Below are 20,625 nucleotides of genomic sequence, written 5' to 3' on the forward strand. Positions count from 1 at the left end.
GACCGTGCTCACCTGGCGGGCCGCCGCTCTGCTCGGACTCGGCGCGCTGACCCTGCCGCTGTGGTCGCCGGCCTGGCTGGGCCTGGCGGTGCTGACCGGCGCCGTACTCCTGCTGGCCCTGCTCGACCTCGCCCTGGCCGCCTCGCCCCGGCACCTCACGGCCGCGCGGGCCGGGGACCGGACCGTCCGGCTGGGCGGAACCGCCACCGTCACGCTGTCGCTGCACAACGGCTCACCCCGCCGGTTCGTCGGCGACGTACGGGACTCGTGGGTGCCGTCGGCGGGAGCGCGCAGCGGCCCGGTGGCGGGACGTGCGTGCCGGGTCGCCGCCGACCCGGGCGCGACCGCGACCGTGGTCACCGCCTTGACCCCGACCCGGCGCGGCGACCGCTCCGCGGTACGGCTCGGGGTGCGCTCGTACGGGCCGATGCGGCTGGCGTTCCGGCAGCGCGCCGAACGGCCGATGACCCCACAGTGGACACTGCGGGTGCTGCCGCGCTTCGAGTCGCGGCGCTTCCTGCCGGAGAAGACCGCCCGGCTGCGGGTGCTCGACGGCGCGACCACCATCCGTGGCCGTGGCCAGGGCACCGAGTTCGACACGCTGCGCGAGTACGTGACCGGCGACGACGTCCGCTCCATCGACTGGCGGGCCAGCGCGCGCCGGCGGGACGTACTGGTCCGCACCTGGCGCCCCGAACGTGACCGGCGGGTGGTGTGCGTGCTCGACAGCGGCCGTACGTCCGCCGTCCGGCTCGGTGCCGAACCCCGCCTCGACGCGTCGATCGACGCCGCACTGCTGCTCGCCGCCCTCGCGTCACGCGCCGGTGACCGGGTCGACCTGCTCGCCGTCGACACCGCCGTACGCGCCGTGGTCTCCGGCGCCGGCCGGCAGGTGCTGCTCACCCGGCTGGTCGACGCACTCGCGCCGCTGCAGCCGACGCTGGTGGAGACCGACTTCGAACTGATCGTCGGCGAGGTGCTGCGCCGCGAACGCAAGCGGTCCCTGGTGGTGCTCTTCACCGCGCTGGAGCCGGGCGCACTCGGCGAGGGTCTGCTGCCGGTGCTGCCCCGGCTGGTGGCCCGGCACCGGGTGGTCGTCGCCGCCACCCACGACCCGGTGCTGTCCGATCTGACGTCGACGCCACCGGCGCGGGCCGCCGACGTCTACTCGGCCGCGGCGGCCTGGCGGGCGCTCGGTGAGCGGGACCGGGTACGCGCCGCACTGGCCCGGCAGGGCGTACAGGTGGTCGACTCCCCGCCACACCTGTTCGCCTCGCAGGTCGCCGACACCTACCTGGCCCTGAAGGCCCAGGGCCGCCTCTGACCCCTGCTCCTTCCTCGCGCCCGGTGCCTCATCGCGGCCAGGCGTTGAGCAGGTCGGCGGGCCCCCACAGCAGGTCCACCGCGTCCGCCGGCAGGTCTGCTCCGGCCTGGCTGACGGCGACGAGACCGGTGGCATCCGGGTCGAACCCGGGAACCTGTGCCGCACCCTGCCGGAGCGCGGCGAGATTGCGGCGGTCGAACGGGGCCGACACCCACTTCACCGAGCCCACGAAGTCGATCCGGCCGGCGACCGGGCCACGATCCGCACCGACGATGTCGACCTCCGGGTCGAACCGGCGGTTCCACCATCCGCCGACGATCTCGGAATTCGGCCAGGGCAGGTCACCCGCGGCAGCGGCCAACTCCAGCCCTTCCCGTACCAGCGGTTCGATCGCCCGGCCCCGCCAGGTCGCCCACCGCCGCTCGACGAGCGCGAAGGCGGCCTCCGGCCGGCCGCGTCTCGTCTGCTGCTGCGCGTCGCGGAGCACTGCAAGGTAGAGCCGCAGGTTGCTGTCCGCGACCCGGTAGAGCGCGGGGCGCCCCGGTTGGGTCGACAGTGGCTCGTCGGCGGCCAGCACCCCTTTGTCGGTGACCAGCCGTTGCAGGAGCGGGGAGAGGGTGCCGGAAGGAAGCGCGCCGGCCTGGGACCCGGCTGTCGCGGCGATGTTGGAGAACGTACGGTCACCACCGCCGACGGCCTCCAGCACCCGTCGGGCGAGGTCGGGGTTGCTGAACTCGGCGGAAAGAGACTGTTCCGGAACGCTGAAGACGGGCGATGCGGGGTCGGCGCATTCCTCCCGGAACAACTCCATGGCGGGAGTGCCGGTCGGCCACCGACGCACGATGCCGGGTAGGCCGCCGGTGATCAGATGCGCGTCCAGCGCGTCGGCGGCCGCCAGACCGAGCGCGTCCGCGGTCTCGGCCGGGTTGAGCGGCCCCAGGACCAGGGTGTCCGCCCGGCCGTAGAAGGGCCGGTCGTAGGCGGTCATCCGCTGCATCATGTGCAGGTCGCTGCCGAGCAACAGCAGAAGTACCGGGTGCCGGGACAGCAGCCGGTCCCAGGCGACCTGGAGCGCCGCGTCGAACGTCTCGTCCTGTTCCGACAGCCACGGCAGTTCGTCGAGAACGACGACGCACGGGCCGCCGGGCAGCAGGCCGGCGAGCAGCCTCAGCATGTCGGGCCAGCCACCGGCGGGAGGGGTGCGGGGCACCAGGTCGCGTTCCCGGGGAAGGGTCGACTCGGCCAACTCGGCGAGGAAGAGGGCGGTCGCTTCGGTGCTGGAGGCGCCCTTGATCGCGGTGAAGAAGAGGTACGGGAGGCCGGCCCGATCGCAGAGTTCCTGCACGAGCCGCGACTTGCCGACCTGGCGGCGACCACGGATCGCGACCGCCACCCCGGTCCCGGTGCGGCCGATTTGATCCAGCCGCTTCTGGAGAAGGTTGAGTTCGGCACGCCGGCCGACGAACTGTGTCACCCGCCACCCACTTGGGTAGATGCAATCTACGTAGATTCAATCTACCTTGTTGGCCGCAGAGTGACCCCGACTCACCTCTCCCCGTACCGGCGTCCCTCGCCGTCAGGACGATACGTCGGTGGACGCGCCGGCCGCCGCGGCGCGTGAGCCGAAGTGCAGCACGTAGGCCAGGAAGGCGCCCCACGCCAGCGCCCCGATCCCGATCCGGAAGGCGGTCGGCAGCGGCGCCGGGGTCACGAACGCCTCGATCAGCCCCGACACGGCGAACACCGCGACCAGACCGAGCGCCACCAGCATCCCGGACCGGGCCGCCTCGCCGAGGGCCCGTCCCCGGCCCACGTCGGCCGGCGGCGCGATCCACGCCCACCCGATCCGCAGCCCGACGCCGGCCGCGACGAACACACCGGTCAACTCCAGCAGGCCGTGCGGGGTGATCAGACCGAAGAACACGTCGGCCCGGCCATGGTCGATCATGATCCCGCCGACGGCGCCGATGTTGACCGCGTTGACCCACAACAGCCACACCGTCGGTACGACGAGGATGCCCGCCGCCAGGCACTGCGCCGCCAGCCACGCGTTGTGCGTCCACAACTGGAACGCGAACGTCGGCGCGGTGAACTCGGTGTAGTAGGCGGCGAACCCGGTGTCGGCCAACTCCCGGGCCTCGTCCGCGCCGACGAACGCCTCGGCACTCTCCGGGTGCCCGGCCACCCACCACATGATGTACACGGTCAGCCCGCTGAACGCCACGGCCACCCCCGACCACCACGGCCAGGCCCGGTAGACCGCCAGCGGGAAGCCGACGGTGCAGAACCGGCCGACGTCGCGCCAGGTGAAGGTGCTGCCGCCGGTGACCTTCGCCCGGGCGGTCAGCACCAGCCGGGACAGCCGCGCGACGAGCGCCGGGTCGGGCGACCGGCTGCGCACGACCGACAGATGGGTGGCGGCACGCTGGTAGAGGGCGACGAGTTCGTCCGCCTCGGCCGCCGACAGCCGGCGCCCCCGGGACAACTGTTCGAGCCGTCGCCATTCACCCTCGTGCTCGGCGACGTACGCGTCGAGATCCACGTCGCCCAGTGTCGCCGACATGGTGTTGACTGGGCGAGTGAGTCTCCGTCCGCCGTCGTCGGCCCAGCCCCGGACGGCGGAAGCCGGTCTGGTCAGCGGCGAGGCGGTGGAGGTCGACGTACGGGTGGCCCGGGTCGGTTCACGGGTCGTGGCGCTGCTGATCGACGTCGTGATGCAGGCGCAGATCGCCCTGGCCCTCACCCTCGTGGGCATGATCGGGCTCGCGGCCGTCGCCAACCGTTTCACCGTCGACAAGGCGTTCGAGCGCGGGCTGTTCACGGTCGGTGTGATCGTCGTACTGGTGTTGTATCCGACGCTGTTCGAGACGTTCGCCGGCGGCCGTACGATCGGCAAGGCCGCGCTCGGCCTGCGGGTCGTACGCGAGGACGGCGGCCCGGTCCGGTTCCGGCACGCGCTGACCCGCAGCCTCGTGGGCGTCGCCGTGGAGTGGCCCGGCCTGGTGCTGCCGCTCGTCACCTGGCTGGCGAGCCTCGGCGCGATGCTGTCGAATCCCCGCGCCCGGCGGCTCGGTGACCTCGCGGCCGGCACTCTCGTCGTGCACGACCGCACCCCCGCGGCGTGGGGCTGGATACCCGGGATGCCGGCGCCGCTGGCCGGCTGGGCCCGCCGGCTCGACCTGACCGGGCTGCCCGACGACCTGGCCCTGGCGATCCGCCACTACCTGGCCCGCGGGCACCGGCTGGTCGAGCCGGCCCGCAGCCGGCTCGGACAGGAACTCGCGAACGAGGTCGCCGCGGCGACCGCTCCCCCGCCGCCACCGGGCGTACCGGCCTGGGCCTACCTGGCCGCGGTCCTGGCCGAGCGGCACCGGCGGGCGGCGCTACGGCTGAGCCGGGCCCGGGCGGCCAGCGCCGCGCTGTGGCCGGACCTGGCGGCGTCGCCGCTGATCGGACGGCCGGTCCCGGCGGCGAGGCTGGAACAGAAGGCGGAGTCGTGGACACCGGACGCCGTACGCCCGCCGGCGCCGGTGCAGCCCGGTCCGGACTGGCCGAGCCAGCGCTGGCCGACCCCGCCATGGCTGGGGCCGACGGCCGAGTTGCCGGACTGGACCGGAATGCGTCCGCCGCCGGTGGCGAGCACGCTGCGTCCGTCGACCCCGCCGGACGAGGCGGCCCCGCCCGGTTGAGGCCGGTCCGCGCCGTTGTCTTGGAGGGGCGGCCGGGAGGTGGCCCGACCGCCCGAAAAATCAGCCGTTGGCGAGGTCGCCGCTTCGTACGGAGGTGACGAAGTTCTGCCACGTGCCGGCGTCGAATCGCAGGATCGGGCTGTGCGGGTCCTTCGAGTCGCGTACGGCGACCACTCCGGGTACGACCGCGACCTCGACACACTGGCCGTTGCCAGCGCTCCGGCTGCTCGTGAACCAGCGCAGCTCGTCGTTTTCAGGCGCAGAGAACACCGCGCCACTTCCTCTCTTTTGGTTATCTGGTGTCAGTTGTTGTCGTGCGCGGTCGCGGTGATGAACTCGACCGATTCCCTCGGCGAGAGGGCAGCCGCACGCAACGCCTCGAAGCTCATCCAATAGCTCCGAAGTTCTTCCGGTCTGGCCCGGATCACCCCGCCCGTCATGCCTTCGCTGTGGACGAGTGGCGCGTCGGAGCGGCCGGCGAATTCGAGGATCACGAACGATCCGGCCAGTGCCCGATGTGCACCGACCGCGAACGGCAGCACCTGGATGGTGACCATCGGTCGTTCGCTCGCCTCGACCAGCCGGAGCAGTTGGCGGCGCAGCACGTCGGGGCCGCCAATCTGGCGACGCAGAACCGCCTCGTCGAGGATCACCCAGAGTTGCGGCGGTGGCTCGCGGGTCAGGACGGCCTGTCGGGCCATCCGTACGGCTACCCGCTGACCGAGGACGTCGGGGTCGTCGTAGACCCCGTCGGCCTGGATGACCGCGCTCGCGTACTCCGCTGTCTGGAGCAGGCCGGGCACGATCTGGCACTCGTAGTTGAAGATGCTGGTGGCTTCGGCCTCGAAGCCGATGTAGGTCTCGTATGCGTTCGGCAGGACGTCGCCGTACGCCTCCCACCAGGCTTTTTGGCGCGATTGGCTGGCCATTGCCCGGATCTTCGCCGCGATGTCCTCCTTGACACCGTAGTGGTTCAGGAGGCGGTCGAGGTCGCCGTTGCGGATACCGGTGTGCGCCGTCTCGATCCGGCTGATCTTCGAATCGGACCAGCCGAGCGTTTCCGCGACCTCACTGACGGTGCTGCCGGCCTGCTCGCGCAACTTGCGCAGCTCGGCGCCGAGTTGCCGTCGCAGCGTGGTCGGGCTGGGCTTCACTGCCATCCTGCAAAGCATAAGGGCAACTTGTTGCCGAGTAATGCAACATCCTGGCATCAATCTGCACTTGCATCTGGGCAGGCTCTCATGCAGGCTGGAAGTGCGCTGAGCGACGGCGACATCACACATGCGCCGCCGCCACCCGACACGGGGAGGCTGCCGTGATCAACGAGCGAGTCACCGCTGGCGACGTAGCCGAACTGCCCTGGCAGCTCAGTCTCGGACTGGTGCTCGTCGACGAGAAGCCCTCCCTCTACGCGCTCTACGACCGCGGCGAGATGGACGACCCCGGCCGGGTCGCGGCCTGGGTCGTCGCGCTACCCGACGGCGCGGCCGTACTGCTGCCGACCGAGGACGGGCCCCAGGCCCGCCCCATCCTCACCACGCTCCACCAGGTGCGCCGCCGCTGGAGCCGGCTGCTCCAGGCAGAACTCGTCCAGGTGGCGGGCCGGAGGGCACAGCACCTGGCGGCCTGACCCGGGGGGGTCGAGCCGGGGGGTGGGTCGGCGGCGGCAAACGCCGGCCCACCCCTCCCCCGCCGGACCTGTCCGTTCCAGGCCCGGATCTGCTGAAATGGCGGGGTGAAAGCCTTCGTACCCTGGCTGGTCGTCCTGGCGGTCATCCTCGCCCTGAACGCGTTGCGACTGCGCCCCCTGGCCACGGCCGTGGCGGTCGCCTGGCTCGTCTACTGCATCTGGACCTGGGTACGTCCCCGCCGGCGCTCCGACGACTGAGGCCCCAAGACGCCGAACGGGCCGGCTGGAGGCTCCAGCCGGCCCGTTCGTTCGTACCTGGGGAAATCTCAGTAGCGGTAGTGGTCGGACTTGTACGGGCCCTCGATCGGGATACCCAGGTATTTCGCCTGCGCCGAGGTCAGCTCGGTCAGCTTGACACCGAGCGCGTCGAGGTGCAGCCGGGCCACCTTCTCGTCGAGGTACTTCGGCAGGGTGTAGACCCCGACCGGGTACTCGTCGGTCTTGGTGAACAGCTCGATCTGGGCGATCGTCTGGTTGGCGAACGAGTTCGACATGACGAAGCTCGGGTGCCCGGTCGCGTTGCCGAGGTTGAGCAGCCGTCCCTCGGACAGCACGAGCACCGAGTGGCCGTCGTCGAACCGCCACTCGTCGACCTGCGGCTTGATGTTGATCCGCTGCACGTCGGGGCGCTTGGCCAGGGCGGCCATCCCGATCTCGTTGTCGAAGTGGCCGATGTTGCCGACGATGGCCTGGTGCTTCATCCGGGCCATGTGCTCGTCGGTGATGACGTCGTAGCAGCCGGTCGCGGTGATGAAGATGTCGGCGGTCTCGACGACGTCCTCCATCGTGGCCACCTGGTAGCCGTCCATCGCCGCCTGCAGCGCGCAGATCGGGTCGATCTCGGTCACGATGACCCGGGCACCCTGGCCGCGCAGCGACTCCGCGCAGCCCTTGCCGACGTCGCCGTAGCCGAAGACGACCGCGACCTTGCCGCCGATGAGGACGTCGGTGGCGCGGTTGATGCCGTCGATCAGCGAGTGGCGGCAGCCGTACTTGTTGTCGAACTTGCTCTTGGTCACCGAGTCGTTGACGTTGATGGCCGGGAAGAGCAGCGAACCGGCCTGCTGCATCTCGTAGAGCCGGTGGACACCGGTGGTGGTCTCCTCGGTCACGCCCTTGATGCCGGCCGCGACGCGGGTCCAGCGCCGGTTGTCCTCCGCGAGCGACCGGTGCAGGAGGCCCAGGATGACGGCGTATTCCTCGGAGTCGGCGGTCTCGACCGCCGGTACGGCGCCGACGCCCTCGAACTCGGCGCCCTTGTGCACCAGCAGCGTCGCGTCGCCACCGTCGTCGAGGATCATGTTGGGGCCCTGGCCGTCCGGCCAGACCAGCACCTGCTCGGTGCACCACCAGTATTCCTCGAGCGTCTCGCCCTTCCAGGCGTAGACCGGCACGCCGGCCGGCGCCTCGGGGGTGCCGTCCGGGCCGACCACGATCGCCGCGGCGGCGTGGTCCTGAGTGGAGAAGATGTTGCAGGACGCCCAACGGACCTGCGCGCCGAGCGCCACGAGGGTCTCGATCAGCACGGCGGTCTGGATCGTCATGTGCAGCGATCCGGTGATCCGGGCACCCCGCAGCGGCTGGCTCGCGGCGTACTCCCGACGGATCGCCATCAGCCCCGGCATCTCGTGCTCGGCGAGCTGGATCTCCTTGCGCCCGAACGCTGCCAGGGACAGGTCGGCCACTTTGAAGTCGCCCTCGGCGAGGGTTTGCGGGCGGGTCCCGTCAGCGGTCGCCGGAAGGGTGCTGGTCATAAAAGCTCCTGTCGTACGAGTCTGCTGCGCGACGGTCAAGCTTACGCTGGGCAGTTGACCATCAGCGCGGACCTGTCGGTCCCGCGCCAGTTCGCGGTCGGCGGGCGCCAACACCCGTACGCGGACAGCGCGCGGGGCGGGCGAGCTGATGAACGGTTTCCCGCTCACTGCCCGACCGCCCCGCGCATCCCCCCGGTTTGGTTCCTCGCGCGTGTCTCGGACCTTCGTCGCGATAACGCTGCGTACCTATAGAGTCACACTCAGCAACTACCCTGTCAAGGGATTTCGGAAAAATCCAGAAATGGTCAATTGCGCACCCTTGCCGGCACGCCTGCCGGCGGCGGTCGAGGGAGGGGTCAGCGCACGCCGACGGAGGCGACGTACGCCGTACCGGCCCCGGTGAACGTCAGCGCGCCACCCGCCGCCGCGCCGATCGCCGCCCGCCCGGGCGGCACCGTCACCACCTCGGCCGGGCCGGGGGCCGGCCGGCCATCCGGATCGACCGCTCCGGAGCCGTCCGTGACGGCCACCTGCCCCGCCGTGCAGAGCACGACCCGCGGCCCGTCGACCGGGAGCGTCACCCGAGGACTTTCCCCGTCGACGGTCACCCGGTGGATCACGAAGTCGGGAACCGGCACCGGCCAGGTGACCACCCCGGGCGAGACCGGGACCGGCGGCAGCGCCACCTCGTCGAGCACCTCGAACCGCAGCACCCGCAACAGCTCCGCGACGTCCACGTGCTTGGGGGTCAGGCCACCGCGCAACACGTTGTCGCTGGCCGCCATGATCTCCACGCCGGCACCCCGCAGGTAGGCGTGCAGGTTGCCGGCCGGCATCCAGACCGCCTCGCCGGGTTCGAGCCGGACGTGGTTGAGCAGCAGGGCGACCAGCACGCCCGGATCACCCGGATAGTGGCCGGCGAGCCGGCGGGCCAACGCCTGCTCGGCCGCGAACCGTTCGGGCAGCTCGGCCGCGGCGACCGCCGCCACGAGACCGGACCGCTCGGCCGGCGGCCAGCACAGCAGGAGCCGTACGGCCTCGCGCAGCCCGTCGACGCCCGCGCGCAGCGACGCGATCACCGGGTCGAGGGCGGCGATCCCGAACCCGGCCAGCACGTCGGCCGACAGGTCCGGCCGCTGGAAGCCGCAGAGCGCCTCGAACGGGGTGAGCGCCACCAGCAGTTCCGGCTTGTGGTTGCCGTCGGCGTAGTTGCGGTGCCCGGCACCGGCCACGGCCTGCGCCGCGTAGCCGGCCCGGGCCTGGTCGAGATCGGGATGGGCCTGCAACGACAGCGGGGCGTCGGCGGCCAGGACCTTCATCAGGTATGGCAACTGCGGGCCGAACCGTGACACCACCGCGGACCCGAGCCAGTGCCCGGGCGCGGCGGCGATCACGTCGACGAGGCTCGGTGTCCCGTCGGCCAACTCGACCAGTGACGGTGCCCCCGGATGGGCCCCCAGCCACAGTTCGGCCTCCGGGCCGTCACTCGGCGCCGGACGCCCCTGCAGTTCCGCGATCACGGAACGGGATCCCCAGGCGTAGTCGCGGATCGGGCTGCGCAGCAGTCGCACGGTCACTCCACGGGTCGTGGGCCGGCCCTGGCCGGCACGTGGCCGGCCGCGGTGTGGTGGATGTCGGCCCCAAGGTAGGTCGACCGGGCGACCGCCGCTGTCGGCGGCAGCCGGTCCCGGACGACCGCTCCCGGGCCGCGATCCCGGCCGCGCGTCGGCCGGGCGGCCGGTTTCACCGGGAGGATATCCACGACGGTGCCCGACGGTGGGCCGAATCCCACGGCGGCCGGCGCCCGGGACACCGGCGGGCCGCCGGGCCAGACGTCGGCGGTGGCCGCCGGGCACGCCGACGGCCACCGCCGGGCCGAGTCCGGGCCGCCACCGGGGCGGCCCGCGAAGGTCACTGGTTGGACAGTTCCTTCATCTCCTGCACCGCCGGCACGGCCATCGGGTCGAGCCCGTGCGCGAGAGAGAGGTAGATGGAGGCGAAGTCCGGTACGGCGATCAGGGAGGCCAGCCGTTCGAGGGCCGAGCCGCCCTCGGCGGTGACCACGTCGCACCGCACGCCACGGCGTTCGGCGAGGGTCTGGACGGCGTCGGCCCGGCGCTCCTCCACGGCCAACGGCTCGTCGGTGTCCTCGTCGGCGTTGAGTCCGCCGTCGCGCAGCAGCACCAGCCGCAACCGGGTCGCGTCGGACTGGTCCTCGGGGTCCGCGAAGATGTCCCGGGTCGACTCGACAAGCCCGCCGAACACGCCGTCGAGCAGGCCGACCCGGCCCCGGCCGGCCTCGCCGAGCGCGCCCGTGACGACCGGATAACGGGCGTTGGCGGACAGCGTGTCGCCGAACCGCCGCGCCGCGACGGTGGCCAGCGGCGAGGAGCCCCAGACGATCGGGACCGAGCCGCTGAGCCCCAACGCGAGCGCCTTGGCCGGGTTGACGAACGACTCGGCGGCGGGCCGGCACCGGTCGGCGTCGGCGTCGAGCCGGGCGGCGGTCTCCGCCAGGTCGGCCTCGTTGACCTTGACCAGCCCGAGGGTGCGGGCCGCCAGCAGCACCGGCACGGTCAGCGCCCACAGGCTGGCCCGGGCCGGGGCCCGCCGGGGCACCGGGATGAACGGGGCGCGGACCCCCTCGGCCACCGACTGCAACTGCGAGTCGGGCGCGCCGACCGCGACCAGCCGGGCGCCGCGCCGGGCGGCGGCCTCGGCCGCGCCGAGCGCCTCCGGGCTACGGCCGGACGCGCTGACCGCGATGACCACGTCGGCGGCACCCACCCAGCCCGGCACCCCCGCGCTGCGGTGGGCGATCACCGGCACCGGGCAGCGCGGGCCGGCGACCGTGGCGAGCACGTCGCCGGTGCGGCCGGCGGTGCCGATGCCGGCGATGACCACGGCCCGGGGACGCCCCTCGTCGGCCAGCACCGACAGGTTGGCCTCGGCGGCCAGGCTGGCCGACTCGCGTACCTGGGCGCCCGCCGAGGCGGTGAAGCGCAGCATGCCGCCCGGGTCGTTTTCGGCCAGCGCGTCGGGGTCGTCGAGCAGTGCCTCGTCGGCGATCCGGCTGCCGCGTACGCCGGCGGCGCCCTCGATCGGACCGGCCATCAGTGCGCCTCCACCTGTTCGTTTCCGCCGCGCGCCTCGTCGAGCAGCAGCACCGGGATGTCGTCGCGCACCTCGAACACCCGCCGGCACTCGGTGCAGGTCAGGGTCTGCGCGACCGGATCGTGGTCGAGCGGTGCGTGATGCGTGTCCGGACAGGCGAGGATCTCCAGCAACTGCGGATCCAGGGCCATGACGCGACTCCCCTTACGGTCGTGGGCGGTCGGGGTCGGCGTCGCCCGGTCCCGTACCGGGCCGATCATGCGCCGCCGACCGGCGGACGGATCTTATCCGCGTACGAGGGTGAGTACCTCGTCGCGCAACGCGGACATGCGCTCGGCGGTGGGCGCCTCGACGTTGAGCCGCAGCAGCGGTTCGGTGTTGGAGGCACGCAGGTTGAGCCACGCCCCGTCGGCGAAGCGGACGGTGAGACCGTCGAGTTCGTCGGTGTCGGCGTCGGCGTAGTTGCGCTTGATCTCGTCGAGCTTTGCCTGCTGGTCGTCGACCGTCGAGTTGATCTCGCCGGAGGCGACGTACCGCTCGTAGTCCCGGCCGACCTCCGACAGCGGGCGGTCCTGCTCGCCGAGGGCGGCCAGGACGTGCATCGCGGCGAGCATGCCGGTGTCGGCGAACCAGAAGTCGCGGAAGTAGTAGTGCGCGGAGTGCTCACCACCGAACACCGCGTTGGTGCGGGCCATCTCGGCCTTGATGAACGAGTGGCCGACCCGGCTGCGTACCGGCTCGCCACCGTGCTCCCGGACGATCTCCGACACGGCGGTGGAGGTGATCAGGTTGTGGATGACCGTGGAGCCGGGGTGCTTGCCCAGTTCGCGGGTGGCGACCAGGGCGGTGATCGCCGACGGCGAGACCGGTTCGCCCCGCTCGTCCACGACGAAGCAGCGGTCGGCGTCGCCGTCGAACGCGAGACCGAGGTCGGCGCCGTGCTCGACGACGGCGCGCTGGAGGTCGACGATGTTGGCCGGGTCCAGCGGGTTGGCCTCGTGGTTGGGGAACGAACCGTCGAGTTCGAAGTAGAGCGGCACGATGGTCAGCGGCAGGGCCGGCAGTGCCGCGTCGCCGAGGACGGCCGGCACGGTGTAGCCGCCCATGCCGTTGCCGGCGTCGACGACCACCTTGAGCGGCCGGATGCTCGACAGGTCGACGAGGGTGCGCAGGTGGGCGGCGTAGTCGGGGAGCAGGTTGCGGCGCTCCGCCGCCTCCTTGGCCGGGCCGGCCGGGTGCTGCGCGGGGCGGTCGAGAAGGGCCTCGGCCCGCTCCCGGATCTCGGCCAGGCCGGAGTCCTGCCCGATCGGCCGGGCACCGGCCCGGCACATCTTGATCCCGTTGTACTGCGCCGGGTTGTGGCTCGCGGTGAACATCGCACCGGGCATGTCCAGCGCACCGGACGCGTAGTAGAGCATGTCGGTGGAACCGAGACCGGCCTCGACGACCCCGAACCCCTCGGCCCGGACACCGGTGGCGAAGGCGGCGGCGAGACCGGGCGACGAGTCACGCATGTCGTGGGCGATGACGACCGTGTCGCCGCCGTCTTCGGACCCGCGCAGCAGTTGGGCGAAGGCCGCCCCGAGTGCTTCGGCGACCCGCTCGTCCCACTGGTCCGGCACGGTGCCGCGGATGTCGTAGGCCTTGACGATCCGGGACAAGTCAGACAATTGTCTCGCTCCTCAGCCGATCAGTATCCAACCGTCTGAGCGTATCGGAGCCGAGGCCGTCAACCGTGCCGAGGCGCGGTTGCGACCCGGCCGGCGTGCGGTCGGGTTCCGGTCGGTGCGGAGTCGGGGTCCCGGCCGGCGCGGATCGTCCCGGCCGGCGCGGGGTTCAGTACGGAACGCGCGGCAGGATCGCCGTCGCGTCGCCGTCGCCTCCACCGCGCGGCGGCGGAGGCGGCGGGGAACCGAACCCGTACCCGCCGCCCGGGCCGGGATCGTCACCGCCCCGGCCGCGACGCAGCAGGAAGATGAGCAGCACGACGCCGACGACGACCATCCCCACACCAGCCGTCATGACCATGGTGCCGACGCCGAAGAAGCCGCCGCCACCGCCCGACGGTGGCGCGGCCGCGGCGGGCGAGCCCTCGGCGACCGGCACCGTCTCCTGCGACGGTTCGACCGCCGACTCCGACGGGGACGGGCTCGCCGACGGCGACGGGGTGGGCGACTTCGACGGCCGTGCCGGCGTGGGACTCACCCCGCCGGTGACCCGCCGGGTGCTGGCGGCCCGGTCCAGCACCCCGCCGGGGTTGCCGTACGCCTCCGCGACGACGTTCACCGTGCCGCTCGGTGCGCCCGCCAGGAACTGCACCCGGTAGCGCATGGACACGCTCTTGCGCTCGCACAACCGCGACTTCTCCGGTGCCGTGCGCTCGGTGACGATCAGGCCGCCACCGCCGTCGGAGGTGATCACCCGGCGCCATTCGCCGTCGTCGGCGACCTGCACCTCGACCTGGTCGGGCGAGAGTTGGGGAAGGTTGAAGGCCAGTGCGGTCCGGACCGTGACGCAGCCCTCGGTCCGCTTCGCCACGGTGACCGTGATACCGCTCGGCGAACCGACCTTGAAGCTGCCGGGGAGCTTGACCGACACCCGGTCCTCGTCGGCCATCGCCGGGCTCGCGCCGACCGCGACGAGGCCGCCCACGAGCGCCAGCACCGTCGCGAGCCGGATCGCGCCGCGCCGTACTGTCATGATCACCTCGCTGCTCGGGCCGGACCTGGTACGGCGGACAGGCTACCCCGCACCTGACCTGCGGGCCGAGACGCCCAAACCACTCAAGATCGCCCCGAACCGCCGCCAACCACTCGTCGTGCCACTCCCCCGGACGGCCCGTACGCCCTGGCCGGACCCACCTCGCCCGACCGAGGTATCGATCTTTGATACGTACCCGCCGCCCCGCCTCACCCGAGCTGGCCGGCCAGTGCCTCCCGGCACATCCGGTCGGCCGCCCGGGTCGTTTCCGGCAGCCGGAAATTCGGCGACAACGCGAGCACCTGGACCGTGGCGTTGTCCAGACTCATCCGGTGCCCGACCGAGACGAAGACGGGCTTGACCCCGTCCCGGGTGCGCAGCACCCGCCCCACGGTGTCCGTACCGTCCCGCAGGTCGGACCACGACCCGCGGCGCGGCGCCGGCGGATCCCAGGTGCCGACCAGCGGGGTCTTGCCGACCCCGACCGCCGGCAGCCCGGTGAGCACGCCGAGATGGCAGGCGAGGCCGAAGCGGCGCGGATGCGCCAGCCCGTGCCCGTCGCAGACCAGCAGGTCCGGTGCGGCCGTCAACCGGTCGAGCGCGTCCAGCAGCGCCGGCAGCTCGCGGAACGCGAACAGGCCGGGGACGTAACCGAACGCCGCCCGCCCCACGGCCACGGCGGCGTCGACCACGGTCAGGCCGGACGTCTCGAGCACCACCACGGCCGCCGCGAGCCGGTCGCCGCTCTCCGCGTACGCCACGTCCAGCCCCGCCACCAGTCGCGGCGCCGCCGGCCCCGGTCCGGTCAGGTCCACCAGCGGACGCAGCCGGTCCTGTTCGGCCCGGGCCGCTTCCTCGCTCGTCGGCCAGTCGGCCGGTACGCGTACCTCGGTCACCGGAGCATGCTGCCCGAGTGGGCGCCGGGGCCCGGCGGCGGGGGCGGCACGGAGTGTGTCGTGGAACCCTCCAGCAGATGCACCCGGTTGAAGTCCGGGGTGTCCCCGTCCACCCGCGGCACCGGCACCGGGCGCTCCTCCGGCGCCGGCGGGGCCGGCGGCGGCTCGTCGGTGCTCGGCGGCACGGGCGGGTCGTCCGGAAGCGGCGGCACGGGCGGGTTGTCCGGGGGCGGCGGCACGGGCGGGTCGTCCGCCGTCAGCGGTGGGCGGGCGCTGAAGGTGCCCGGTGGACGGTCCGGCAGCGGCATCGGCGTGGCGTCGCCGCCGAGCACGAGGACGTCGAGCGCGGTGACGTTGCCGTCGTTGCGGGTCCCGTCGTGGCCGTACAGCGGTTGCCCGACCGAGACATGTCCACTTTGCGGATCAAGGAACAGAATGGTGCCGCCCTGGTTGATCGCCACCCAGGCGTGCGACGCACCGGTCGCCCAGGTGTTGATGACGAAGGCGTAGGAGCCGTGCCCGCCGGCCCGCAACTGCCCGGCCAGTTCGGCGTACGCCGCCCCGACCCGCTCCCGTCCGACCGCCGGCGGCAGCCCGCGTACGTCCGGACACAGCTGCTGGAAACGGCCGCCGGTGACGTCCTCGACCCGGCCCGGACCGTCGAGTTCGCCGTCGAGCGGAAAGTCGATGTTGCCGTGGGCGTAGCCGTCGAAGGTGCGGGGCGCCGACACCCGTGGCCGCCCGTGCACCCACGTCTCGTAGAACGACAGCGTGCAGTCCACGCAGTTGATCGCCCGCGTGGGGTCGGCCAGCGGACCGCCGTCGTTCGCGAACCGGAACCACCCGCCGGAGCGCGGATCGGCCGTACGGACGACGGCGCCGTCGCGGTCGCGGGGCATCCGCTCGTCGAGGTCCCGCTGGTGCAGTGCCAGCGGCCGGCGCAGCCCGCCCCGCCGGCCGTAGGCGCGCGTGTTGTCGACCGGCGGCGGACGGTCGGTGCCGGTCAGCACCGAATGGTCACCGGCCCGGGGCGGGCCGGTGAAGAGACTGCCGGCGTCGCGGTTGAGCCGCCGGAAGTCGAGTCCGTCGGGGACGTCGTGCCGGTCGGGGGTGATCGTCCCGGCGAGCACCGCGTTCGCCCGGTCGGCCCGCAGGTCGGCTCGGTGGATCTCCCGCCGGGCGGCCGCCGACAACTGCTGGGCGAGTTCCGTCTCACCGATGGCGCGCATCCGGTCGCTCTCGGCGGCGAAGGTGGTGTGGCGCCGCAGATTCTCACGCGACTCGGCACGCAGCCGGGCCGCTTCGTCCTCGCGGCGATTCCGCTCGTAGCTTTCCCGCTGCCGGCGGGCGTACTCGCGATAGCGGAGGCGCTCCCGTTGGTCGAGCATGGCCTGCTGGAAGGGTGGTGTTCGGGGTGTCCGGAGTGGCCGGGTCGGCCGGGTCGGCCCGGGCACCGGCGCCGGATCGGTCGCCGGGGTCGGATCAGCCACCGGAGCCGGGGCCGGTGGCTTCGGCGGGGCGGGCGGATCCGGCGGCGTGGGCGGGTGCGGCGGGGCGGGGGTGGCCGGGGATGCCGGTGGCCGGGGGCCGGGAATCGCGCTGCCGACCGGCGGCTCGGTGGCCGGTGCCGGGAGCGGGGTCGGGAGCGGGGTCGGCGCCAGCGGACCGGACGTGACCGCCGGCCCGGGCGACAACGCCGGCCCGGGCGACAACGGCGGCGCGGGCGACAACGGCGACGCGGACGGCAACGGCGGGTCGGTGACCGGCGCGGGCACCGTCGCGATCATGGGACCGGCGGTCCCGGTCACCGGCGCGAAGGCCGCTTCGGCGGCCGGGACGGTAGCGCCACCGACGGAACCGTCCCGGCCGTTCGAGTCTCCGACATGGAGGGTCTGGTCGGCCGGCGAGGTCGCCGCTTCGCGCGGCTCGGCGGCCGGCTGCTGCTGCGGCGGCGGCCCCTCGCGTGACGGGTCCGGCGCGACGTCGGCGGCCCGGTCGGCTTCGGCGGCCCGGTCAACGGCGGCGGTCCGGTCGGCATCGGTCAGCGGGACCGCCGGCGACAGTGCGACGTCCGGCGCCGGGAGGACACCCGACCGGGCGGCGTCCGGCAGCCCGCTCTCCCCGACCGCGACCGGCGTCGGCGCCACGGATCCCACGGTCGTCGCCGCCGAAACCGTCGCCACGTCGCCGGCCGGTGCCGTCCCGGTCAGCCCCCGCGCTTCGGCGGTGCCGGCCGCCGGTGGGAGGTCGGGCGTCGACGACAGGCCGGCGAGGCGGGTGTCCAGGTCCCGGTCGAGGCCGGTCGTGGTGTGGTTGACTCCGGCGCTGACCGCGCCCGAGGTCGCGGCGCGGCCGGCGTCGTCGAGCGCGACGAGGCCGTTGCCGGTGGCGAGGCTCGCCGCCTGTTCGGCGAGCACCTCGCCGGCCGCGCCCCGGACGGTGTCCTCGCCGAACCTGGTGGCCCGGCCGGCCGCGTGCGGGCCGAGGGTGGCCAGGCTCGCCGCCGCTCCGCCGGCGAAGCCGCCCACCGCCGACAGGCCCAGCGAGCGGGCGTCGAGGCCGTCCCGTCGGCCGCTGTCGTTCTGGTGCAGTTGGATGCCGAGGTCGACGGCGACCTCTTCGCCGGCCTCCTTGCCACCCTGCGTCGCGGCGTATCGGGCGAAGTTCTTCAGGCCGCGCCCGGTGACGTCCCTGGCGGCCCGTTCGGCGGCCTCGCGTACGCCTTCCTTGATCGCCTTTTTCGTCAGTTGGGCGGCGAGGCGCCGGAAGATCTGCTGCACGACGAGCCGGGTCGCGGCCATGGCGGCGGCGGCCGCCGGCGAGGCGGCGCCGAGGGTGAGCGCGGCCACGACGGTCAGGGCGATCAGCTCGACGACCAGGATGCCGAGCTGGATCCAGACCTCGATCTTGGCGCCTTCGATGTCGCAGCCGCACTCCTCGACGATGCGGCCGAGTTCGCCGCTGACCGTCTGGAGGACCGGCAGGGGCGCGTCGTCGCCCTGGCTGAAGTCGCGCCACGCGGCGCCGAACGCCGTACCGGCGGCCCCGCCCGCACCGAACCCGGCGAGGACCTCGCCGGCGGCGAGGTGGGCGTCGTCGCGCGGCCCGGCCAGCGCGGCGGCGACGGCATACCACTGGTCGGCGAGGTCCCAGACGGCCTTCTCGTCGCCCTCGGGCCACTCGGCCCCGACGACCCAGTCGAGGCCCTCGTACGCCCAGCCGGGCAGGTCCCAGGGCAGCAGGTCGAGCGGGTGCGGGATCGGGCTCGGCAGGATCGTCACGGGTGCCGTGCTCCCTCCACGGTCAGGTCGCGGCGGCGGCGACCCGCCGGGCGGTGCCGGCGTCGTCGCGGACGTGGGCGTCGACGGCCCTGACGACGCGGTCGCCGAGCCCTTCGACGTGGCGGCCGGAGCCGCGCCATCCCTTCAGGACGGTCGTCTCGGCGGTGCGGTAGACCCGGTCGAAGGCGGCGCCGATGTCGTCGCGCCCCCAGGGCCGGGCGGCGCCGCGGGCGGCGAGGTCGGCGCCGAGCCGGTCGCGTTGCGCGGTGATCGCCCGCCCGGCGGCGGCGAGGTCGCGGCCGGCGCGGCGGGCCAGGGCCGGGTCGAGCCAGAGGTCGCCGTCAGGCGCCACGGGCCGCCTCCTCGCGCAGGGCCGCGTCACCGCGCCGCAGCAGCGCGCCGAAGTCGCCGCCGTCGAGGAAGTCGCCCGCGCCGGAGCCGGGTGGGAGGTAGCCGGCGACCAGTTCCCGTACGACGGTGGTGGCCCGCGCGGCGGCCCGCTGCACGGTGCCGGTGATCCGGGCGGCGAGCGCCTCGGTGTCGTGGGTGCGGTGGACGCGTGGGTCGAGCACGAGCCTGACGAGCTGGCCGCGCGGCCCGACGGTGGCGGCGATGTGGCCGTCGTCGGAGGTCGCGGTCACCTCGACCGCCGCCAGCCGGTGCCGCAGCTCGTCGAGTCCGCTGCGGAGCCGCTCGTACTGGTCGTGCACCTCGTCGAAGCGCGCCCTCAGCGCACGGTTGGCGTCACGATCCACGGACTGTGTCACCGGCGTCCCTCCCCCATGTCAACCTCGATCAAGATCGATGGTTGATCGACTCTCGGTAACGCCGCACCATACCGGGCGCCACGAAACAGCGTTGTCCGGTAGTTTCTGCGCAGCAGAGCCGAGCCGGCCCGACCGCTTCCGCGGCGGCGACCGGATGACGGGGAGGCGACAGGCATGATCAGTCGACCGGAGGCGGAACGGATCGCCGCCGAGTGGGCCCGGCGGGAGACCCTTCGGCTGGGCTACGAGTGCACGCCGATGCTCAGCGAGTTCGATGTCGGCTACGTGGTGTGGTCCAAACTTCCGCCGGACGTGGTGAGCGTGCCCGGCAGCGGCGCGACGACGGTCATCGACAAGGAGACCGGCGAGGTGTCGAGCTGGCCCGCCCTGCCGCCGACGGTCGTGCAGGACATGTACCGGCGTGGGCGGGCCGCCCGGCTCGGTGGCCTGCGCACCGTCGACCCGACGCTGGAGTTGCGGCGCAACACCGGCCGGGCCGTGACGCCCGGCGCGGCCGCGCACCTGACCGTGCAGTACGACCAGCACATCGCGCACGGCGCCAAGGGCGAGGTGGAACTGCGGCACCACCCGCTGGTCCGCGACTACCTGGACGACCTGCCCCCCGGGCACCTGGTCCGGGGCGGGGAACGGCACGCCGAACTGATCGTGGTGTCCGACGTGCTGCACGAATACGACCGGCGGCAGGCCGCGGCCGGCCAGCCGCCGCTGACCGAGGAGACCGCGCGGGAGCTGCTGGGCAGTTCCTACCTGGAGCTGTTCCGGATCCGCGAGCCGGGCGACCCGGCCGGCGGCCCGGCGGAGCGGCCGTGCGACTCGTGCGTCAAGGCGTTGGTCTACTTCGGAGTGTTGCCGTGGTCGCACCTGGCGTTTGCCCAGGAGTGGCACCCCGCCCCGCAACCGGTGCCGGTGCCGGGGCGGTTTTCGGCAGAGGTGGCGCACGCGCTGGTCGAGGCGGGCTGGCGGCCCGGGACCGGTGACGACGTGCTGGCGGACGCCGCCATCGCCCGGGTCACCGCGGTGCCCGGCCGGGAGTTCCGGCACGAGGCGTTTCCGGCGGCGAAGGAGGCGCTGACCGCGTTTCCGGGGCTGGTCAGCGGCCGGCGCGGGCCGGGCGAGCAGGTGTGGGTCCGCCGGTTCGAGATCAACCCGGGCAGCGTCGCGCACACCGCCGACACCCTCGGCGACCTGGCCCGGCTGATCGGCTGCCGGCTCTTCCCGATCGGCAGCGAGGGCGGCGACAGCATCCTCGCCGTCGACGAGCGGGGCCGGGTGTTCGCGCTCGACCAGGGCGGCGAGTGGTTCGTCGGGTCCGACATCGACACCGCCCTGACCAACCTGCTGCTCGGGCGGGCGCCGGCCCGCCTCCACGACGACGGGACCTGGTGAGCC

At 73.4% G+C, this 20,625-nt stretch carries 19 protein-coding genes; 5 read left to right on the forward strand and 14 right to left on the reverse strand.

Features of this window, described 5'->3' with window-relative positions; genetic code table 11:
- The first annotated feature begins 4 nt into the window (after positions 1–4).
- Positions 5–1,324 (forward strand): DUF58 domain-containing protein, encoded by a 1,320-nt coding sequence (locus AB0I42_RS03295; RefSeq protein ID WP_357533739.1) that lies wholly within the window; start codon positions 5–7, stop codon positions 1,322–1,324.
- Positions 1,325–1,352: 28 nt separating this feature from the next.
- Here AB0I42_RS03295 and AB0I42_RS03300 read toward each other — a convergent pair whose 3' ends face one another.
- Both AB0I42_RS03300 and AB0I42_RS03305 read right to left on the reverse strand, forming a co-directional pair.
- On the reverse strand, positions 1,353–2,798 hold the full coding sequence (locus AB0I42_RS03300; protein ID WP_357533741.1) for an ATP-binding protein: 1,446 nt from the start codon (positions 2,796–2,798) through the stop codon (positions 1,353–1,355).
- Positions 2,799–2,900: 102 nt separating this feature from the next.
- Entirely contained in the window at positions 2,901–3,887 is a 987-nt protein-coding gene (locus AB0I42_RS03305; RefSeq protein WP_357533743.1) for a stage II sporulation protein M, read from the reverse strand.
- Between the two features lie 16 nt (positions 3,888–3,903).
- Here AB0I42_RS03305 and AB0I42_RS03310 point away from each other — a divergent pair, with 16 nt between their 5' ends.
- Positions 3,904–5,013: an RDD family protein gene (locus AB0I42_RS03310; protein ID WP_357533745.1), complete on the forward strand. Its 1,110-nt coding sequence runs from the start codon at positions 3,904–3,906 to the stop codon at positions 5,011–5,013.
- A 60-nt stretch (positions 5,014–5,073) separates the two neighbouring features.
- On the opposite strand, the gene AB0I42_RS03315 is transcribed toward AB0I42_RS03310, so the two are convergent.
- Both AB0I42_RS03315 and AB0I42_RS03320 read right to left on the reverse strand, forming a co-directional pair.
- Positions 5,074–5,283 carry a DUF397 domain-containing protein gene (locus AB0I42_RS03315; RefSeq protein WP_357533746.1) on the reverse strand — a complete coding sequence of 70 codons (210 nt, stop codon included), beginning with the start codon at positions 5,281–5,283 and terminating at the stop codon, positions 5,074–5,076.
- Between the two features lie 32 nt (positions 5,284–5,315).
- Positions 5,316–6,173 (reverse strand): helix-turn-helix transcriptional regulator, encoded by an 858-nt coding sequence (locus AB0I42_RS03320; protein WP_357533748.1) that lies wholly within the window; start codon positions 6,171–6,173, stop codon positions 5,316–5,318.
- Positions 6,174–6,328: 155 nt separating this feature from the next.
- Here AB0I42_RS03320 and AB0I42_RS03325 point away from each other — a divergent pair, with 155 nt between their 5' ends.
- The gene (locus AB0I42_RS03325; protein WP_357533750.1) at positions 6,329–6,643 is read left to right on the forward strand and encodes a hypothetical protein; all 315 of its coding nucleotides are present in this window, start codon (positions 6,329–6,331) and stop codon (positions 6,641–6,643) included.
- A gap of 105 nt (positions 6,644–6,748) precedes the next feature.
- Complete coding sequence (locus AB0I42_RS03330) at positions 6,749–6,901, forward strand: hypothetical protein (RefSeq protein WP_357533752.1); 153 nt, start codon at positions 6,749–6,751, stop codon at positions 6,899–6,901.
- A gap of 68 nt (positions 6,902–6,969) precedes the next feature.
- On the opposite strand, the gene ahcY is transcribed toward AB0I42_RS03330, so the two are convergent.
- From ahcY to AB0I42_RS03380, 10 genes are all read right to left on the reverse strand, one after another.
- Positions 6,970–8,457 carry an adenosylhomocysteinase gene (ahcY, locus tag AB0I42_RS03335; RefSeq protein ID WP_357533755.1) on the reverse strand — a complete coding sequence of 496 codons (1,488 nt, stop codon included), beginning with the start codon at positions 8,455–8,457 and terminating at the stop codon, positions 6,970–6,972.
- Positions 8,458–8,813: 356 nt separating this feature from the next.
- Positions 8,814–10,028 (reverse strand): mannose-6-phosphate isomerase, class I, encoded by a 1,215-nt coding sequence (gene manA / locus AB0I42_RS03340; RefSeq protein WP_357533756.1) that lies wholly within the window; start codon positions 10,026–10,028, stop codon positions 8,814–8,816.
- Between the two features lie 340 nt (positions 10,029–10,368).
- Positions 10,369–11,571, reverse strand: a complete 1,203-nt coding sequence (locus AB0I42_RS03345; protein ID WP_357533758.1) for an SIS domain-containing protein — start codon at positions 11,569–11,571, stop codon at positions 10,369–10,371.
- A complete protein-coding gene (locus AB0I42_RS03350; protein ID WP_357513781.1) occupies positions 11,571–11,762 on the reverse strand; it encodes a Trm112 family protein in 192 nt (63 codons plus the stop codon). Before AB0I42_RS03350 ends, AB0I42_RS03345 begins: the two co-directional genes overlap by 1 nt.
- Positions 11,763–11,855: 93 nt before the next feature.
- Positions 11,856–13,241, reverse strand: a complete 1,386-nt coding sequence (locus tag AB0I42_RS03355) for a phosphomannomutase/phosphoglucomutase (protein WP_357533760.1) — start codon at positions 13,239–13,241, stop codon at positions 11,856–11,858.
- A gap of 166 nt (positions 13,242–13,407) precedes the next feature.
- Positions 13,408–14,271 carry a hypothetical protein gene (locus AB0I42_RS03360; RefSeq protein WP_357533761.1) on the reverse strand — a complete coding sequence of 288 codons (864 nt, stop codon included), beginning with the start codon at positions 14,269–14,271 and terminating at the stop codon, positions 13,408–13,410.
- A 209-nt stretch (positions 14,272–14,480) separates the two neighbouring features.
- Positions 14,481–15,167 (reverse strand): endonuclease V, encoded by a 687-nt coding sequence (locus AB0I42_RS03365; protein ID WP_357533763.1) that lies wholly within the window; start codon positions 15,165–15,167, stop codon positions 14,481–14,483.
- Complete coding sequence (locus AB0I42_RS03370) at positions 15,164–18,448, reverse strand: toxin glutamine deamidase domain-containing protein (RefSeq protein WP_357533765.1); 3,285 nt, start codon at positions 18,446–18,448, stop codon at positions 15,164–15,166. Before AB0I42_RS03370 ends, AB0I42_RS03365 begins: the two co-directional genes overlap by 4 nt.
- A gap of 22 nt (positions 18,449–18,470) precedes the next feature.
- Entirely contained in the window at positions 18,471–18,800 is a 330-nt protein-coding gene (locus tag AB0I42_RS03375; protein WP_357533766.1) for a hypothetical protein, read from the reverse strand.
- Entirely contained in the window at positions 18,790–19,215 is a 426-nt protein-coding gene (locus AB0I42_RS03380) for a YbaB/EbfC family nucleoid-associated protein (protein ID WP_357533768.1), read from the reverse strand. Before AB0I42_RS03380 ends, AB0I42_RS03375 begins: the two co-directional genes overlap by 11 nt.
- Before the next feature lie 174 nt (positions 19,216–19,389).
- Between AB0I42_RS03380 and AB0I42_RS03385 the strand changes: the two genes are divergently transcribed.
- Positions 19,390–20,622 carry an SUKH-3 domain-containing protein gene (locus AB0I42_RS03385; RefSeq protein WP_357533770.1) on the forward strand — a complete coding sequence of 411 codons (1,233 nt, stop codon included), beginning with the start codon at positions 19,390–19,392 and terminating at the stop codon, positions 20,620–20,622.
- Positions 20,623–20,625: the final 3 nt, after the last annotated feature.

Origin of the sequence: Polymorphospora sp. NPDC050346, assembly GCF_040655695.1 — a bacterium.
GTDB lineage: Bacteria > Actinomycetota > Actinomycetes > Mycobacteriales > Micromonosporaceae > Polymorphospora > Polymorphospora lycopeni.

What these genes read in the sequence shown, in the direction of transcription:
- AB0I42_RS03305 (WP_357533743.1), bottom strand. Translation starts at nt 3,887, where the DNA reads ATGTCGGCGACACTGGGCGACGTGGATCTCGACGCGTACGTCGCCGAG.
- AB0I42_RS03320 (WP_357533748.1), bottom strand. Translation starts at nt 6,173, where the DNA reads ATGGCAGTGAAGCCCAGCCCGACCACGCTGCGACGGCAACTCGGCGCC.
- ahcY (WP_357533755.1), bottom strand. Translation starts at nt 8,457, where the DNA reads ATGACCAGCACCCTTCCGGCGACCGCTGACGGGACCCGCCCGCAAACC.
- AB0I42_RS03345 (WP_357533758.1), bottom strand. Translation starts at nt 11,571, where the DNA reads ATGGCCGGTCCGATCGAGGGCGCCGCCGGCGTACGCGGCAGCCGGATC.
- AB0I42_RS03350 (WP_357513781.1), bottom strand. Translation starts at nt 11,762, where the DNA reads ATGGCCCTGGATCCGCAGTTGCTGGAGATCCTCGCCTGTCCGGACACG.
- AB0I42_RS03360 (WP_357533761.1), bottom strand. Translation starts at nt 14,271, where the DNA reads ATGACAGTACGGCGCGGCGCGATCCGGCTCGCGACGGTGCTGGCGCTC.
- AB0I42_RS03385 (WP_357533770.1), top strand. Translation starts at nt 19,390, where the DNA reads ATGATCAGTCGACCGGAGGCGGAACGGATCGCCGCCGAGTGGGCCCGG.